We start from the raw sequence: 14,677 nt of genomic DNA, 5'->3' as shown, positions 1-14,677 counted from the left end.
ACGGTTCGTCGGCGCGGGCGGTGTCCGCGCCGCCGACCATCGTAACGCGCCCGGCCTCACCCGAAGTGGTCGAAGCCCTCCCCCGCGACCTCGCGGCCGCCGAGGGTGAGGGAGGGGCCCGCGGGCCCGGCGGGCAGAAGGCGGCCGACGGGGCGGAAGCCCACGGGCACCTCCCCGGGGGCGAAGGCCGCGAGCATGGCGTGCTCCTCCCCGCCGTGGAGGACCCAGTCCCAGGGATCGGTCGCGGGATCGGTGCCGAGCTCGTCGGCGAGGGCCGCGAGCACGCGGACGTCGTCCTCGAGCGCGGCGGGATCGAGGTCGATCGCGACCTGCGAGGCGGCGGCGAGGCGGCGGCCGTCGCGGACCAGACCGTCGGAGAGATCCATCATGGCGTGCGCGGTGCGGCCCGCGGACCAGCCGAGCGACAGGTCGACCTCGGGGGCGTCGTGATGGCGCACGAGGTCCGCGGCGCCGGGCGTGCGGATCCCCTCGAGGGCCACCGCCCCGTCGGGCGCGACCCGTGCGCGCCCGGCGAGGATGAGAGCGAGGCCCGCCGCCGAGCGGCCGAGGCGGTCCGAGCCGATCGCGAGGACGTCCCCGGCTCGTCCGCCCGAGCGCAGCACGGGCGTGTCACCGTGCCCCATCGCGCCCAGGGCGGTGACGGTGAGGGTCAGGCGGTCGGCGCGGCCCAGGTCGCCGCCGACCACGTGGGCGCCGTCGGCCGCCGCCTGCTCCGCGAGCGCCGCCGAGAGCTGCTCGAGCGTCCCGGGCGGGGTGTCCGCCGGGGCGGAGAGGGCGACGACGAGGGCGAGGGGGCGGGCCCCCATCGCGGCGACGTCGGCGAGGTTCTGCACGGCGGCCTTGCGGCCGATCCAGGCCGGTGTCGTGGCATGGGGCAGGAAGTCGAAGCCCTCGACGAGGGTGTCGGTGGTGACCACGAGCCGGTCCGAGGGCAGGCGCACCACGGCGGCGTCGTCCCCGGGACCCACCTCGACGCGCCCGTCGGCCGCGAGGGACGGGAGGGCCAGACGCGGGAGGATGCGGGACAGGAGCGCGGCCTCTCCGGTCAGGGGACGCGCTGCGGGGAGGGGCGCTGCGGGGGAAGGCTCACCGGTCATTCGACCAGTGTGCCCGATCGTCCCCAGCCCCGCCGGGTAGGCTCCCGCCGTGCTCCGCCGACTGCTCGCCCTGCCCCTCGCGGGGGGTCTCGCGCTCTCCCTCGCCGCCTGCGGCACCGTGCGCGTGCCCGCCGGTCCCGACGCCGCGAACCCTGTCTGCGCCGACATCGTGCTCGGCGCGCCGCCGCAGGTGCTGGGCATGGACAAGGTCGAGACCTCGAGCCAGGGCACGGTCGCCTGGGGCTCCGGCGAGGACACCGTGGTGATGCGGTGCGGCGTGACCCCGCCCGGGCCGACCACCGACATGTGCACCACCCTCGCCGACGATAAAGGCGTCGAGGTCGACTGGGTCGTGCGCGAGATCGAAGGCGACACCTTCCTCTATACGACCTACGGGCGCGAGCCCGCGATCGACGTGTCCGTGCCGCGCTCGGCCGCCCCGGACCAGCCCTCCGCGGCCGCGCTCGACCTCACGCAGGTCGTGGACCGCAACCTCGAGGCGACCCGGTTCTGCATCGGCCCAGGGGACGAGGGGTACGAGGGCTGAAGCCCGACCCCCGATCCAGCTCAGCGCGAGCCGAGGCGTCGGGCGACGGCCTGGTCGATGAGGTCCGCGATGAGGTCCGCGTAGGCGAGGCCCATGTTCTCCCACAGCACCGGGAACATCGAGTACGGGGTGAAGCCGGGCATGGTGTTCACCTCGTTGACCAGCACGCGACGGTCGGCGGTGACGAACATGTCCACCCGCGCCAGTCCCTCGAGGCCCATGGCGGTGAAGGCGCGGGAGGCGACCTCGCGGGCCTCCTCGAGCAGTGCGTCGGGCAGACCGGCCGGCACGTCGATGCTCACGGTGCCCTTGCCGAAGTACTTCGCCTCGTAGTCGTAGAAGTCGAGGTCGTGCCCGACCTTCACCTCGCCGGGCAGGGTGGTGCGGGGCTCGCCGCCGTCGCGGCCCTGCAACACGCCGCACTCGATCTCGCGGGCGGTCACGCCCTCCTCGACGAGGACCTTGGGGTCCTCGGCGAAGGCGGTGGCGAGCGCGGCCTCGAGCTGGGAGGGGTCGGTGACCCGGGAGACGCCGAGGCTCGACCCGGCGCGGGCGGGCTTGACGAACCAGGGCAGCGGATGGTGCTTCTTCAGGTGGGAGAGGACCTGCGCGGCACGGCCCTGGTAGCGGTCCTGGTGGAGGACGATGCCGGGCGCGCACTCGATCCCGGCGGCGCGCAGCATCTGCTTGGTCGCGGCCTTGTCCATGCTCGCGGCGGAGGCGAGCACGCCCGAGCCGACGTAGGGGATGTCGAGCATCTCGAGCATGCCCTGGACGGTGCCGTCCTCGCCGTAGGGGCCGTGCAGCAGCGGCCAGACCACGTCGATCTCCGCGAGAGTCTCGAGGCGGCCGTCCCTCACGGCGCGCAGCACGGTCCGCTCCCCCGACCGGTGGCGGTCCGAGGGCAGGAGGACCTCGTCGCCCTCGGGAACCACCTCGGGGGCGCGGCCGTCGACCATGGTCCAGTCCGCCGGGTCGTCGGAGACGTGGATCCACCGCCCCTCACGGGTGATGCCGATCGCGACGACGTCGAAGCGGGTGCGGTCGATCGCGGCCAGGATGCCGCCGGCGGTGATGCACGAGATGCCGTGCTCGCCGCTGCGGCCGCCGAACAGGAGGGCGACGGTGGTGCTCATAGGGCGAGGGTAATCACTCGGGGCGGACGGAGCGCGACAGCAGGGCCGTGGTGACCTGGTCGATACGTGCGCCGTGGTCGACGACCGCGACGACAGCGCGGGTGATCGGCATGTCCACGCCGAGGCGCTCGGCGAGGTCGGCGACGGCGCGGGCGGTGGCGACGCCCTCGGCGGTCTGGCCCACCTCCGCGGCGGCGGCCTCGACGTCCAGTCCGCGCCCGAGCGCCAGGCCCAGGCGGTGGTTGCGGCTGAGCGGGGAGGCGCAGGTGGCGACGAGGTCGCCCATCCCGGCCAGGCCCGAGAAGGTCTCGCGGCGCCCGCCGAGGGCGACGCCGAGCCGGGTGATCTCCGCGAGGCCCCGGGTGATGAGGGAGGCGGTGGTGTTGTGGCCGTGGCCGAGCCCGGAGGCGGCGCCGACGGCGATCGCGATGACGTTCTTCACGGCCCCGGCGATCTCCACGCCGACCACGTCGGTGGACGTGTACGCGCGCAGGTACGGGGCGGCGCACCAGGACGCGAAGGTGCCCGCGATCTCCTCGGTCGTGCCCGCGACGACGCTGCCGCAGGGCTGGCGCGCCGCGATCTCGGCGGAGAGGTTGGGACCGGACAGCACGCCGACGAGGGCCGGATCCGCGCTGCCGGCGTCCGCGAGGATCTCGCTGATCCGGGCGTCGGTGCCGCGCTCGATGCCCTTGGTGAGCGAGAGCACCGGCACGGCGGGCAGGGCCGGGAAGGTCGCCAGGGTCGCGCGGAGCGACTGGGCGGGGATCGCCACGACGACCCCGTCGGCCGCGTCGAGCGCCTCACGGGCGTCGGCGGTGGCGGTGATCTCGGCGGGCAGCTCCCGCTCGCCGAGAAAAGCGGAGTTGCGATGCTGCTCCCGGATCTCCCGGGCGACCTCCTCGCGGCGCGCCCAGAGGGTCACGTCGGCCCCGCCGTCGGCGAGGACCTGCGCGAAGGTGGTGCCCCAGGAGCCGGCGCCGAGCACGGCGAGACGGGCGGTCATGGGTCCTCCTGCATCGGCGGGCGGAAGGCGGGGTCGGTGCGCCCCACCTCGGGGCGGTGGGTATCGCGGCGCGGGTCGTGGAGCACGGCGGGCGGCTCCTCGCCCCGCAGCCGGCCGAGCAGCGCCGCGATGCGGAGCATGAGGTCATCGGTGACGCGCAGCGCCGCCTGCTGCACGGTCTCGCCCTCGCGGACGGCGACCGTGTACGGCTCCCCCACCAGCATGCGCACGTTCCGGCCGGGACCGGGACGGGGCAGCGGGGAGCCGACGGGCCACAGCGCGCGGGCGCCCCAGCTCGCGATCGGCAGCAGGGGTGCGCCGGTCTCCAGCGCCAGCCGGGCCGCGCCGAGCCGGCCCTGCATCGGCCACAGGTCCGGATCGCGCGTGTAGGTGCCCTCGGGGAAGATCATCAGCAGCTCCCCGCGGCCCAGAGCCTCGCGGGCCGCGGCCAGGGCGTCGGCGCTGCGGCTCGTGCCGCGCAGCACCGGGATCTGCCGGGCCGCGCGCAGCAGCGCGCCGAGCACCGGCACACGGAACAGGCCGTCCTTCGCGAGGAACCGCGGGGCGATGCCGGAGGCCTGCAGGAGGTGGCCGTAGCCGAAGGGGTCGAACGCGGCCAGGTGGTTGCCGCAGGCGATCACCGGCCCGTCGGCCGGGAAGTTCTCGGTGCCCTCCCAACGGGGACGGGAGAGCGCCGTGATCAGGGGTCGCAGCGGGATCTGGGCGAGGTCGATGACGAGCCCCGCGCGGCGCGGGACCGGGCGCGCACCGGGCAGGTCCCAGCTGCGCGCGAGCGCGGCGAGCGGGGAGCGGGCGGGCATCAGCGCGAGGCGGACGGGCCCCGGCCGAGCGCCCGGCGGGACACCTGCCCCGTGAGGGCGGCGGCGCGGGGGTCGCCGGCCAGCGCCCGACGGCGCAGCGTGGTCGGGGCGCGGCGGGCCAGCGTGTTCACCGCCGCGGCATGCATGAGGCGGCGCGGGGCGAAGGCGAGCCGGCCGCGCAGCGAGCGGTACTTCACGGCCGTGGTCACCTGGAGCAGGTCCCCGCCGGGAAGCAGCGCCACCCCGATGCGGACGGTGAGCTTGTCATCGTCGTCGACGATGAGGGCCTCGGAGCCCACGACCTCGTCGGCCACGAACTCCTTCTCGGGCGGCGGCACCATGTCGAACAGGCGCACCGCCTCGTCGCGCAGGGCGCGCAGTCCGCGGGAGCTCAGCGGCGTGTTCTCGTGGGCGAAGATCGCCTCGGCCCACACGCGCGGGTCGGACTCCTCGACGCCGCCGGTGGGGACGATGACCACGTCGCAGTAGTCCGGGATCGGGATGTCGCGCAGGGCCAGGGAGCTGCCGACGGGGGCGGCGGGCTGGGGTGACTCGACCTGGGTGGCGTCCGGGATCTCGGCGTCGCTCACGCGTCCTCCTCCCAGAAGTCCGCGCCGAGTGCGGAGAGCTTGTCGCGGAAGGACTCGTAGCCGCGGTCGATGAGGCCGATGCCGCGGATGGTGGAGACGCCCTCCGCGCCGAGCGCCGCGATGAGGTACGAGAAGCCGCCGCGCAGGTCCGGGACGGTGATGTCCGCGGCGTGGAGGGTCTTCGGGCCGGAGATCACGGCGGAGTGGTTGTAGTTGCTCGCGTCGAAGCGGCAGCGGGAGCCGCCGAGGCACTCGCGGTACACCTGGATGCGGCCACCCATGTCGTTCAGCGCCGAGGTGAAGCCGAGCCGGTTCTCGTAGACCGTCTCGTGGAGGATCGAGATGCCGTCGGCCTGGGTGAGGGCGACCACGAGCGGCTGCTGCCAGTCGGTCATGAACCCGGGATGCACGTCGGTCTCGAGCGCGATGGCGCGCAGCGGGGTGCCGGGGTGGAAGAAGCGGATGCCGTCCTCGCGGATCTCCATCCCGCCGCCGACCTTGCGGAAGATGTTCAGGAAGGTCGACATCGGCTTCTGCTGGGCGCCGCGCACGAAGACGTCGCCTTTGGTCACCAGCGCCGCGCAGGCCCAGGAGCCGGCCTCGATGCGGTCCAAGAGGGCGGTGTGCTCGTAGCCGCCGAGCTCGTCGACGCCCTCGATGGTGATGGTGCGGTCGGTCTGCAGGGAGATGATCGCGCCCATCTTCTGCAGCACCGCGATGAGGTCCTCGATCTCGGGCTCGACCGCCGCGCCGGTCAGCTCGGTGACGCCCTTGGCGCGCACAGCGGTGAGCAGCACCTGCTCGGTCGCGCCGACGCTCGGGTACTCGAGGTCGATCTTCGCGCCCTTCAGCCCGTTCGGCGCGGTGATGTGGATGCCCATCTCGCGCTTGTCCACGTGGGCGCCGAAGTTGCGCAGCACGTCGAGGTGGTAGTTGATGGGCCGGTCGCCGATGCGGCAGCCGCCGAGGTCGGGGATGATCGCCTCGCCGAGGCGGTGCAGCAGCGGCCCGCAGAACAGGATCGGGATGCGGGAGGAGCCGGCGTGGGCGTCGATGTCCGCGACGTGCGCGCGCTCGACGTTGGAGGGGTCCATGTGCAGCACGCCGCCCTCGACGTCGTGCTCGACCTTCACGCCGTGGATCGACAGCAGGTTCGAGACGATGCGGACGTCGCTGATGTCCGGGACCGAACGCAGGGTGCTCGGGGAGGTGCCGAGCAGCGCGGCGACCATCGCCTTGGAGACCAGGTTCTTCGCACCGCGGACGGTGATCTCGCCGTCGAGGGGCCGTCCGCCGCGCACGTGGAATGTGGAGCTCATGGTGTCCTTGCCTGGGATGTGGGGCGCCGGGGCGTCCCGTGTCTGACCGGGTCACCATACCGGAGCGACCTGCCCGTCCCCGCGAAGGGGGCGGACAGGTCGCGGACGGGTCGGCAGCGGCTCAGCGATCGCTCACTGCGTGTCGGCGGTGCGGGCCGGGAGCGTCTTCGGCATCCAGGAGGGGCGCGTCGCCTCGAAGGCGGTGATGTCCTCCTCGTGGCGCAGGGTCAGGCCGATGTCATCGAGACCCTCCATGAGGCGCCAGCGGGTGTATTCGTCGATGTCGAAGCGGAAGGTCGCGTCCCCCGCGTGGACCTGGCGGTTCTCCAGGTCGACGGTCACCTCGGTGCCGGGGGTCTCCTCGAGGATCTTCCACAGCTGCTCGATGTCGTCCTGGGCGAGGACGCCGGCGACCAGGCCCTGCTTGCCCGCGTTGCCGCGGAAGATCTCCGCGAAGCGGGTGGAGAGCACGGCCTTGAAGCCATAGTCGCGCAGCGCCCACACGGCGTGCTCGCGCGAGGAGCCGGTGCCGAAGTCGGGGCCGGCCACGAGGACGGACCCCTTGGCGTAGGCCGGCTTGTTCAGGACGAACTCGGGGTCGTTCGTGCGCCAGGCGTTGAACAGGCCGTCGTCGAAGCCGGTCTTGGTGACGCGCTTGAGGTAGACCGCCGGGATGATCTGGTCGGTGTCGACGTTGCTGCGGCGCAGCGGGACGCCGATGCCGGTGTGGGTGGTGAAGGCTTCCATGGTGCTGCTCCTCAGGCGGTGGGCTGGAGGTCCGACGGGGAGGACAGGGTGCCGCGCACGGCAGTGGCCGCGGCCACCACCGGGGAGACCAGGTGGGTGCGCCCGCCCTTGCCCTGCCGGCCCTCGAAGTTGCGGTTGGAGGTGGAGGCGGCGCGCTCGCCGGGCTTGAGCTGATCGGGGTTCATGCCCAGGCACATGGAGCAGCCGGCCTGGCGCCACTCGGCGCCGAAGTCGAGGAACACCTTGTCCAGGCCCTCCTGCTCGGCCTGGAGGCGCACCCGGGCCGAGCCCGGGACGACCAGCACGCGCACGTCTGGGTGCTTGGTGCGGCCCTCGAGGATCGAGGCGAAGGCGCGCAGGTCCTCGATGCGGCCGTTGGTGCACGAGCCCATGAAGACGGTGTCGACCTTGATGTCCTTCAGCGGCGTGCCGGGGACCAGGTCCATGTACTCCAGCGCGCGCTCGGCCGCGGAGCGGTCGGTCTCGTCCACGAAGTCCTCGGGGGCGGGGACCTCGGCGGACAGCGGCAGGCCCTGGCCGGGGTTCGTGCCCCAGGTGACGAAGGGCTCGAGCTGGTCGGCGTCGATGACCACCTCGGCGTCGAAGGTGGCGTCGTCGTCGGTGCGCAGGGTCCGCCAGTAGGCGACGGCCTCGTCCCAGTCCTCGCCCTGCGGGGCGTGGGGGCGTCCCTTGACGTACTCGAAGGTGGTCTCGTCGGGCGCGATCATGCCGGCGCGGGCACCGGCCTCGATCGACATGTTGCAGATCGTCATGCGGCCCTCCATGGAGAGCTCGCGGATCGCCTCGCCGCGGTACTCGAGCACGTAGCCGGCACCGCCGCCCGTGCCGATCTTCGCGATGACCGCGAGGATGATGTCCTTCGCGGTGACGCCCGGCTTCAGGGAGCCTGTGACGGTGATCGCCATAGTCTTGAAGGGGGTCAGCGGCAGGGTCTGGGTGGCCAGCACGTGCTCCACCTCGGAGGTGCCGATGCCGAAGGCCAGCGCGCCGAAGGCGCCGTGGGTCGAGGTGTGGGAGTCGCCGCACACCACGGTGATGCCGGGCATGGTCAGTCCCAGCTGCGGGCCCACCACGTGGACGATGCCCTGGTCCTTGTCTCCGAGGGAGTGGATGCGCACGCCGAACTCCTCGGCATTGCGGCGCAGGGTGTCGATCTGGGTGCGGGAGGTGAGGTCCGCGATCGGCTTGTCGATGTCGATCGTGGGGGTGTTGTGGTCCTCGGTCGCGAGGGTCTGGTCGATGCGGCGGGGCGTGCGCCCCTCCTGGCGCAGACCGTCGAAGGCCTGCGGGCTCGTGACCTCGTGCAGCAGCTGGAGGTCGATGTAGAGAAGGTCGGGCTCGCCGTTCTCTCCGCGACGGACCACGTGATCCGCCCACACCTTCTCCGCGAGGGTCCCCGCCATGTCGATCCTTCCCTGCACCCCTCGTGGGGATGCGTGCCTGAATGTCGAGCGGCGCCCGGAGTCGAGCGCATGCCCCATGGTGGGCTGGTCCACTACACACCGCACTTGCGTCTCACAAAATAAGACGGCAGTATCGGAGCATGGACAACACCTCGGAGGAGAACGGGAGCGGCGTCGGCGTGCTCGACAAGGCCGCCGTCGTGCTCGGCGCGCTCGAGGCCGGACCGGCCACGCTCGCCCAGCTCGTGCAGTCGACGGGCCTGGCCCGACCCACCGCGCATCGCCTTGCGGTCGCGCTCGAGTACCACCATCTGGTCTCGCGCGACATGCAGGGGCGCTTCATCCTGGGGCCGCGCCTCGGCGAGCTCGCCGCGGCCGCCGGCGAGGACCGGCTGCTGGCCTCGGCCGGTCCCGTGCTCGCCGCGCTGCGCGACCACACCGGGGAGTCCGCCCAGCTGTACCGCCGCCAGGGCGACCACCGCACCTGCGTGGCCGCCGCGGAGCGACCCATCGGTCTGCGCGACTCGGTGCCGCTCGGTGCGGCGCTCACCATGCGTGCGGGCTCCGCCGCCCAGATCCTGCTGGCCTGGGAGGAGCCGGACCGCCTGCACCGCGGCCTGCTCGGCGCCCGCTTCACCGCCACCCAGCTCTCGGCCGTCCGCCGCCGCGGCTGGGCGCAGTCCATCGGGGAGCGCGAGCCGGGCGTCGGCTCCGTGTCCGCGCCGGTGCGCGGCCCGAACGGACGCGTGGTCGCAGCACTGAGCATCTCCGGCCCGATCGAGCGCATCACCCGTCAGCCGGGCCGTCTCCACGCGGCCTCGGTGATGAGCTCGGCCAACCACCTCACCGAGCTGCTACGGCGCGCAGGGGCCTGAGCCCCCGCGCGCGCGACGCTCTCACTCCTGCGCGCGCCGTCCCGCTCAGTCCCTCTCGATCCAGACCGGGACGTTGGCGTAGCGCAGCACGTTCACGAGCTGCCGCGGGGCGCTGACCTTGCCGACGGGGCCGGAGGCCCGCTCCCCCGCGACGATCATGACGCAGGAGTTCTCGCTGGCCTCGACGAGCTGCTTCGCGCTCTCCGAGGTCGCGATCGCGACGTCCCTCACGAACACCGAGGGGTGGGACAGAGCGATCCTCTGCGCCGTCGCGGCGAGGATCTCCTGCGCCTGCTCCTCGGAGGTGCCGGGACGGACCACGAGGTGGATGTCGCGGCCGTAGGCCTCGGCGAGCTCGGCGGCTCGGGTGACGTTCTCGGTCGCCGTCTCGTGGTGCACGAGGCCGACGGGACCGTCGCCGTCGATCCGGCCGCGGACCACCACGACCGGGCAGTGCGAGCGAGCGGCCAGCGCAAGGCTCTTGGAACCGACGATGAGGGTCATCAGGCGCCCCATCCCCCGGCCGCCCAGGACCAGCACGTCGGAGCCCTCGCTGGCCCGGACGAGAACGGGGACGGCGTTGCCGTCGACGACCTCGGTGGTGATCTCCACCTCGGGGTGCTCGCTGCGGGCCAGCTCGCTCGCCTCGCGCAGCAGGGCGTCGGCCGCGCCGCGGAAGCCGGAGCCGGGCATGCCGGAGATCGGGTCGACGTTCACATCGAGCTCGGTCCACACGAAGGCGTGGACGAGATGGAGGGTGCCGCCGACGGAGGCGGCGTGGCGGGCGGCCCACCGGACCGCCTGATCGGACTCGTCCGCATCGAAGATGCCGACCGTGATCCTTGAAGCTGCTGTGTGCGTCATGTCACGACGATACTCCGAGGCGGAGCGAAGGCGCAGGACATCGGCCGGACAGACGCCGGATTCCCCGGACATGACGAAGGAGCCGGCACCTGATGGTGCCGGCTCCTGCTCGTACCCCGTACCGGATTTGAACCGGTGTTACCGCCGTGAGAGGGCGACGTCCTGGGCCGCTAGACGAACGGGGCGGGTGCGAGATCCACGACCTGGTCGTGATCTCGCGTCGTACCCCGTACCGGATTTGAACCGGTGTTACCGCCGTGAGAGGGCGACGTCCTAGGCCGCTAGACGAACGGGGCGCGGGCTCTGCAGCCGAGGCTGCGAAGCGCTGGGGTACCAGGACTCGAACCTAGAATGACGGTACCAGAAACCGTTGTGTTGCCAATTACACCATACCCCATGGTGAGAGCACGTTTCCTTCGATTCCTCGGGGCCTCTTCGCGGTGGTTTCCGCGGGATTTCCCGGCTCTTCTCCGGTGCCGTACCGAGGTAAGACTCTAGCGGGTTCTCGCGACGAACACAAAGCGAGAGGGCCCCTCGGCGCTGTGAGGCTCGGCACGCCGGTCCTCACAGCGCCCGGGACCGGCTCAGCCGGCCGTGCCCGCGTCGGCCGCGAGGCGGTCCCGCAGGGAGCGCAGACGCGCGAGGCTCGAGGGCTTGCCCAGCAACTCCATCGACTCGAACAGCGGCGGGGAGATGCGTCGGCCGGAGATGGCGCTGCGCAGGGGGCCGAAGGCGAGGCGGGGCTTGATGCCCATGTCCTCGACGATGGCGGTGCGCAGGGCCGGCTCCAGGAGCGCTGCGGTGAAGTCGTCGGCGGGGACCGCGTCGACCTCCGCGATCGCGCGGTCCAGCACGGCCACCGGGTCGTCGCCGAGCTTCTTCAGCGCGTCGTCCTCGACCACGAGGTCCTCGTCGGCGACGAACAGGAAGCCCATGAGCTCCGGCGCCTCGCCGAGCAGGTTCATGCGGGTCTGCACGAGCGGCACCGAGGCGGCGATGAGCGCGCGCTGGGAGTCGGTGACCTCCTCGCCGAGGATCCCGCCCGCCTGGAGGTAGGGCACCAGGCGCTCGGCGAGCTCCGCCTCGGGCAGCAGGCGGATGTGGTCGGCGTTGATGGCGGTGGCCTTCTTGAGGTCCACGCGCGCGGGGTTGGGGTTCACATCGCGGGCGTCGAAGCGCTCCACGAACTGCTCGCGGGAGAAGATGTCCTGATCGGCGCTGTAGCCCCAGCCGAGCAGGGCGAGGTAGTTGACCATGCCCTCGGGGACGAAGCCCTGCTCGCGGTAGAGGAACAGGTCCGACTGCGGGTCGCGCTTGGAGAGCTTCTTGTTCCCCTCCCCCATCACGTAGGGCAGATGGCCGAACTCGGGGACGCGCTCGGCGATCCCGATCTCCACGAGCGCCCGGTACAGGGCGATCTGGCGCGGGGTCGAGGAGAGGATGTCCTCGCCGCGCAGCACGTGGGTGATGCGCATGAGCGCGTCGTCCACGGGGTTCACGAGCGTGTACAGCGGCTGGCCGTTGGCGCGGACCACCACGAAATCCGGGGTGGAGCCGGCCTTGAAGGTGATCTCGCCGCGCACCATGTCGGTGAAGGTGATGTCCTCGTCGGGCATGCGCAGGCGCCAGGTGGGCTCGCGGCCCTCGGCGCGGTAGGCCGCCTTCTGCTCCCCGGTGAGCTCGCGGTCGAAGCCGTCGTACCCGAGCTGCGGGTCGCGGCCGGCGTCGCGGTGGCGCTGGGAGATCTCGTCCGCGGTGGAGAAGGACTCGTAGATGTGCCCGGCGTCCTTCAGCTTCGCGATGACGTCCTGGTAGATCTCGCCGCGCTGGGACTGGCGGTAGGGGCCGTGCGGACCGCCGACCTCGACGCCCTCGTCCCAGTCGATGCCGAGCCAGCGCATGGCGTCCAGCAGCTGGTGGTAGGACTCCTCGCTGTCGCGCGCGGAGTCGGTGTCCTCGATGCGGAAGATCAGCTTGCCGCCGTGATGGCGGGCGTGGGCCCAGTTGAACAGGGCCGTGCGGACCATGCCGACGTGCGGGGTGCCGGTGGGGCTGGGGCAGAAGCGGACGCGCACCTCGGTCTCGGGTGCGGTCTCGGGGGTGGGGGCGGTGCTCACGCGGGGGCTCCTGGGGTGGTGATGCGGTGGAGAGGGGATCGGGCGGCCGACGGTGCTGCGCTCAGCGCTGCACGACGGGATTGGTCAGGGTCCCGATGCCCTCGATGGTGACGTCGACGGTCGAGCCGGGGCGGACGGTGCGCACGCCGGCGGGGGTGCCGGTGAGGACCAGGTCGCCGGGCAGGAGGGTGACGATCGTGGAGACCTCGGCGACCAGCTCGGCGACCGAGCGGACCATCTCGGCCGTGGTGCCCTTCTGGGCGGTCTCCTCGTCGACGGCGCTGGAGATCTGCAGGCCCGAGGCGGGGTCCAGGTCGGTCTCGATCCAGGGGCCGATCGGGCAGGAGGTGTCGAAGGCCTTGGCGCGGAACCACTGGTTCTCGGCGCGCTGGGCGTCGCGGGCGGTGAAGTCGTTCGCGCAGGTGCAGCCGAGGACGTGATCGGCGACCTGCTCCGGGGCGAGGTCCTTGGCCATGCGCTTGATGACCACGGCCAGCTCGGCCTCGAGGCTCACCTCGTCGCTGTAGGACGGGATGACCACGGGGTCGCCGGGACCGACGACGGCGGTGTTGGGCTTGAGGAAGAACAGGGCCTGCTCGGGCACCTCGCCGCCCATCTCGGCGGCGTGGGCGGCGTAGTTCTTGCCCACGCACACCACCTTCGAGCGCGGGATGACGGGCGCCAGCAGGCGCACGTCCTCCAGCGGCACGATGGTGCCGGTGGGGCGGATCTCTGTGTACAGGGGGTCACCGGTGATCCCGTAGACCATGTCCTGACCGTCCTTCTCCTGGACGATGCCGTACATGGGATCTTCGCCGGTGGTGAATCGGGCGATGCGCATGCCCGCCAGTCTAGGACCCGCCCCCGCGTACGATGGGATGTGCGCCGCGTCACGACGACGTGCGGCACACGCCGAAGGGGGCACGGCATGGGCACACCGGTTCTCGTGGACGTGGTGCGCACGGCCTCGGGCCGCGGGCGGCCGACCGGGGCGCTCGCGAGCTTCCACCCGGCGGATCTGATGGCCGAGGTGATCTCCGCGCTCGTGGAGCGCACCGACCTGGATCCCGAGCGGGTGGACGACGTGCTCGTCGGCTGCCTGGGCCAGGTGGGGCCGCAGGCCGTGAACATCGCACGCAGCGCCGCCCTCGCCGCGGGGCTCCCGGTCACGGTGCCCGGCGCGACCATCGACCGCCAGTGCGGCTCGGGGCTGCAGGCGCTCAGCTTCGGCGCCGCCGTGATCGCCGCCGGGCAGCAGGACGTGGTGATCGCCGGGGGCGTGGAGATGATGAGCGCGGTGCCGATCGGCCGGGCCGCCGAGGGCGAGGACCCCTTCGGCCCGCGCGTGGCCGAGCGCTTCCCCGGCGGCCTCGTCGGCCAGGGGATCTCCGCGGAGCTGGTCGCAGCGCGCTGGGGGCTGACACGGGAGGTGCTCGACGAGTACTCGGCGCTCTCCCACGCCCGCGCGGCGGCGGCCGCGGAGCGCGGCGCCTTCGACGCCGAGATCGTGCCGGTCACCGCCCCGGGGGCGGCTCACCCCCACGCGGCCGACGAGACGATCCGACCGGGCACGACCGCCGAGGCCCTCGCGGGCCTGCCGGCGGCCTTCCGCTCCCCCGCCGCCGAGGCGTGCTTCGGCGAGCTGGGCTGGGTGATCACCGCCGGCAGCTCCTCGCCGCTGACCGACGGGGCGAGCGCGGCACTGCTCATGGACGAGCGCCTCGCCGAGCGGCTCGGGCTCACGCCGCGGGCCCGCTTCCTCGCCCACGCCGTCGTCGGCTCGGATCCGCTCGAGATGCTAACGGGCGTGATGCCCGCGACCGAGCGGGCGCTCGAGAGGGCCGGGCTCGGCCTGGACGCGATCGACGCGTACGAGGTCAACGAGGCCTTCGCCCCGGTGCCGCTCGCCTGGCTCGCCGAGACCGGTGCGGACCCCGAGCGGCTGAACGCCTGGGGCGGGGCGATCGCGCTCGGGCATCCGCTGGGGTCCTCCGGCACGCGCCTGCTCGCCACCCTGCTCTCGCGGCTCGAGGCCGACGGTGGTCGCTACGGGCTCGAGACCCTCTGCGAGGGACAGGGCATGGCCAACGCCGTCGTCATCGAGAGGCTGTGA

The 14,677-nt window shown here is 72.8% G+C and carries 14 protein-coding genes and 3 tRNA genes; 3 read left to right on the top strand and 14 right to left on the bottom strand.

Translation table 11 applies throughout. The features are described from left to right. Positions 1-56: 56 nt before the first annotated feature. On the bottom strand, positions 57-1,118 hold the full coding sequence (gene thiL, locus HNR70_RS05050) for a thiamine-phosphate kinase (protein ID WP_184324690.1): 1,062 nt from the start codon (positions 1,116-1,118) through the stop codon (positions 57-59). Positions 1,119-1,167: 49 nt separating this feature from the next. Here thiL and HNR70_RS05045 point away from each other — a divergent pair, with 49 nt between their 5' ends. Next, a complete protein-coding gene (locus HNR70_RS05045; RefSeq protein WP_184324689.1) occupies positions 1,168-1,665 on the top strand; it encodes a DUF3515 family protein in 498 nt (165 codons plus the stop codon). Positions 1,666-1,685: 20 nt separating this feature from the next. Here the strand turns inward: HNR70_RS05045 and HNR70_RS05040 are convergent, their stop codons facing one another. The 7 genes from HNR70_RS05040 to leuC form a co-directional block, all read right to left on the bottom strand. Continuing rightward, the gene (locus HNR70_RS05040; protein ID WP_184324688.1) at positions 1,686-2,801 is read right to left on the bottom strand and encodes a D-alanine--D-alanine ligase family protein; all 1,116 of its coding nucleotides are present in this window, start codon (positions 2,799-2,801) and stop codon (positions 1,686-1,688) included. 13 nt (positions 2,802-2,814) lie between these two features. Then, complete coding sequence (locus tag HNR70_RS05035; protein WP_184324687.1) at positions 2,815-3,807, bottom strand: NAD(P)H-dependent glycerol-3-phosphate dehydrogenase; 993 nt, start codon at positions 3,805-3,807, stop codon at positions 2,815-2,817. Then, a complete protein-coding gene (locus HNR70_RS05030) occupies positions 3,804-4,628 on the bottom strand; it encodes a lysophospholipid acyltransferase family protein (RefSeq protein WP_184324686.1) in 825 nt (274 codons plus the stop codon). Before HNR70_RS05030 ends, HNR70_RS05035 begins: the two co-directional genes overlap by 4 nt. Beyond that, positions 4,628-5,218: a DUF2867 domain-containing protein gene (locus HNR70_RS05025; RefSeq protein ID WP_312857565.1), complete on the bottom strand. Its 591-nt coding sequence runs from the start codon at positions 5,216-5,218 to the stop codon at positions 4,628-4,630. Before HNR70_RS05025 ends, HNR70_RS05030 begins: the two co-directional genes overlap by 1 nt. Further along, the gene (gene murA / locus HNR70_RS05020) at positions 5,215-6,537 is read right to left on the bottom strand and encodes a UDP-N-acetylglucosamine 1-carboxyvinyltransferase (RefSeq protein ID WP_184324685.1); all 1,323 of its coding nucleotides are present in this window, start codon (positions 6,535-6,537) and stop codon (positions 5,215-5,217) included. The genes HNR70_RS05025 and murA overlap by 4 nt, the downstream gene beginning before the upstream one ends. Before the next feature lie 132 nt (positions 6,538-6,669). Further along, positions 6,670-7,284 carry a 3-isopropylmalate dehydratase small subunit gene (gene leuD, locus HNR70_RS05015; RefSeq protein ID WP_184324684.1) on the bottom strand — a complete coding sequence of 205 codons (615 nt, stop codon included), beginning with the start codon at positions 7,282-7,284 and terminating at the stop codon, positions 6,670-6,672. A gap of 11 nt (positions 7,285-7,295) precedes the next feature. Beyond that, complete coding sequence (gene leuC, locus HNR70_RS05010; protein ID WP_184324683.1) at positions 7,296-8,708, bottom strand: 3-isopropylmalate dehydratase large subunit; 1,413 nt, start codon at positions 8,706-8,708, stop codon at positions 7,296-7,298. A gap of 140 nt (positions 8,709-8,848) precedes the next feature. Between leuC and HNR70_RS05005 the strand changes: the two genes are divergently transcribed. Continuing rightward, positions 8,849-9,583: an IclR family transcriptional regulator gene (locus tag HNR70_RS05005; protein ID WP_184324682.1), complete on the top strand. Its 735-nt coding sequence runs from the start codon at positions 8,849-8,851 to the stop codon at positions 9,581-9,583. Positions 9,584-9,628: 45 nt separating this feature from the next. Here the strand turns inward: HNR70_RS05005 and HNR70_RS05000 are convergent, their stop codons facing one another. The 6 genes from HNR70_RS05000 to HNR70_RS04975 all read right to left on the bottom strand — a co-directional run bounded on the left by HNR70_RS05000 (position 9,629) and on the right by HNR70_RS04975 (position 13,405). Then, positions 9,629-10,447: a universal stress protein gene (locus tag HNR70_RS05000; RefSeq protein WP_184324681.1), complete on the bottom strand. Its 819-nt coding sequence runs from the start codon at positions 10,445-10,447 to the stop codon at positions 9,629-9,631. Positions 10,448-10,559: 112 nt separating this feature from the next. Then, positions 10,560-10,632 (bottom strand) — tRNA-Glu (locus tag HNR70_RS04995). 38 nt (positions 10,633-10,670) lie between these two features. Beyond that, a tRNA-Glu gene (locus HNR70_RS04990) sits at positions 10,671-10,743 on the bottom strand. A 29-nt stretch (positions 10,744-10,772) separates the two neighbouring features. Continuing rightward, positions 10,773-10,844, bottom strand: a tRNA-Gln gene (locus HNR70_RS04985). A gap of 187 nt (positions 10,845-11,031) precedes the next feature. Beyond that, positions 11,032-12,564, bottom strand: coding sequence for a glutamate--tRNA ligase (gene gltX, locus HNR70_RS04980; protein WP_184324680.1), 1,533 nt, complete (start codon positions 12,562-12,564; stop codon positions 11,032-11,034). A 61-nt stretch (positions 12,565-12,625) separates the two neighbouring features. After that, positions 12,626-13,405, bottom strand: coding sequence for a fumarylacetoacetate hydrolase family protein (locus tag HNR70_RS04975; protein WP_184324679.1), 780 nt, complete (start codon positions 13,403-13,405; stop codon positions 12,626-12,628). An 87-nt stretch (positions 13,406-13,492) separates the two neighbouring features. Between HNR70_RS04975 and HNR70_RS04970 the strand changes: the two genes are divergently transcribed. Continuing rightward, positions 13,493-14,677, top strand: a complete 1,185-nt coding sequence (locus HNR70_RS04970) for a thiolase family protein (protein ID WP_184324678.1) — start codon at positions 13,493-13,495, stop codon at positions 14,675-14,677.

It is taken from the genome of Brachybacterium aquaticum, assembly GCF_014204755.1.
Lineage (GTDB): Bacteria > Actinomycetota > Actinomycetes > Actinomycetales > Dermabacteraceae > Brachybacterium > Brachybacterium aquaticum.
Note: the sequence above shows the minus strand (reverse complement) of the source record. Positions and strands in the feature narration are given on the sequence as shown.

Coding starts and splice junctions, on each gene's coding strand:
- thiL (WP_184324690.1), bottom strand. CDS start 1,118: ATGACCGGTGAGCCTTCCCCCGCAGCGCCCCTCCCCGCAGCGCGTCCC.
- HNR70_RS05035 (WP_184324687.1), bottom strand. CDS start 3,807: ATGACCGCCCGTCTCGCCGTGCTCGGCGCCGGCTCCTGGGGCACCACC.
- leuC (WP_184324683.1), bottom strand. CDS start 8,708: ATGGCGGGGACCCTCGCGGAGAAGGTGTGGGCGGATCACGTGGTCCGT.
- murA (WP_184324685.1), bottom strand. CDS start 6,537: ATGAGCTCCACATTCCACGTGCGCGGCGGACGGCCCCTCGACGGCGAG.
- HNR70_RS05005 (WP_184324682.1), top strand. CDS start 8,849: ATGGACAACACCTCGGAGGAGAACGGGAGCGGCGTCGGCGTGCTCGAC.
- leuD (WP_184324684.1), bottom strand. CDS start 7,284: ATGGAAGCCTTCACCACCCACACCGGCATCGGCGTCCCGCTGCGCCGC.
- HNR70_RS05030 (WP_184324686.1), bottom strand. CDS start 4,628: ATGCCCGCCCGCTCCCCGCTCGCCGCGCTCGCGCGCAGCTGGGACCTG.
- HNR70_RS04975 (WP_184324679.1), bottom strand. CDS start 13,405: ATGCGCATCGCCCGATTCACCACCGGCGAAGATCCCATGTACGGCATC.
- HNR70_RS05000 (WP_184324681.1), bottom strand. CDS start 10,447: ATGACGCACACAGCAGCTTCAAGGATCACGGTCGGCATCTTCGATGCG.
- HNR70_RS04970 (WP_184324678.1), top strand. CDS start 13,493: ATGGGCACACCGGTTCTCGTGGACGTGGTGCGCACGGCCTCGGGCCGC.
- HNR70_RS05040 (WP_184324688.1), bottom strand. CDS start 2,801: ATGAGCACCACCGTCGCCCTCCTGTTCGGCGGCCGCAGCGGCGAGCAC.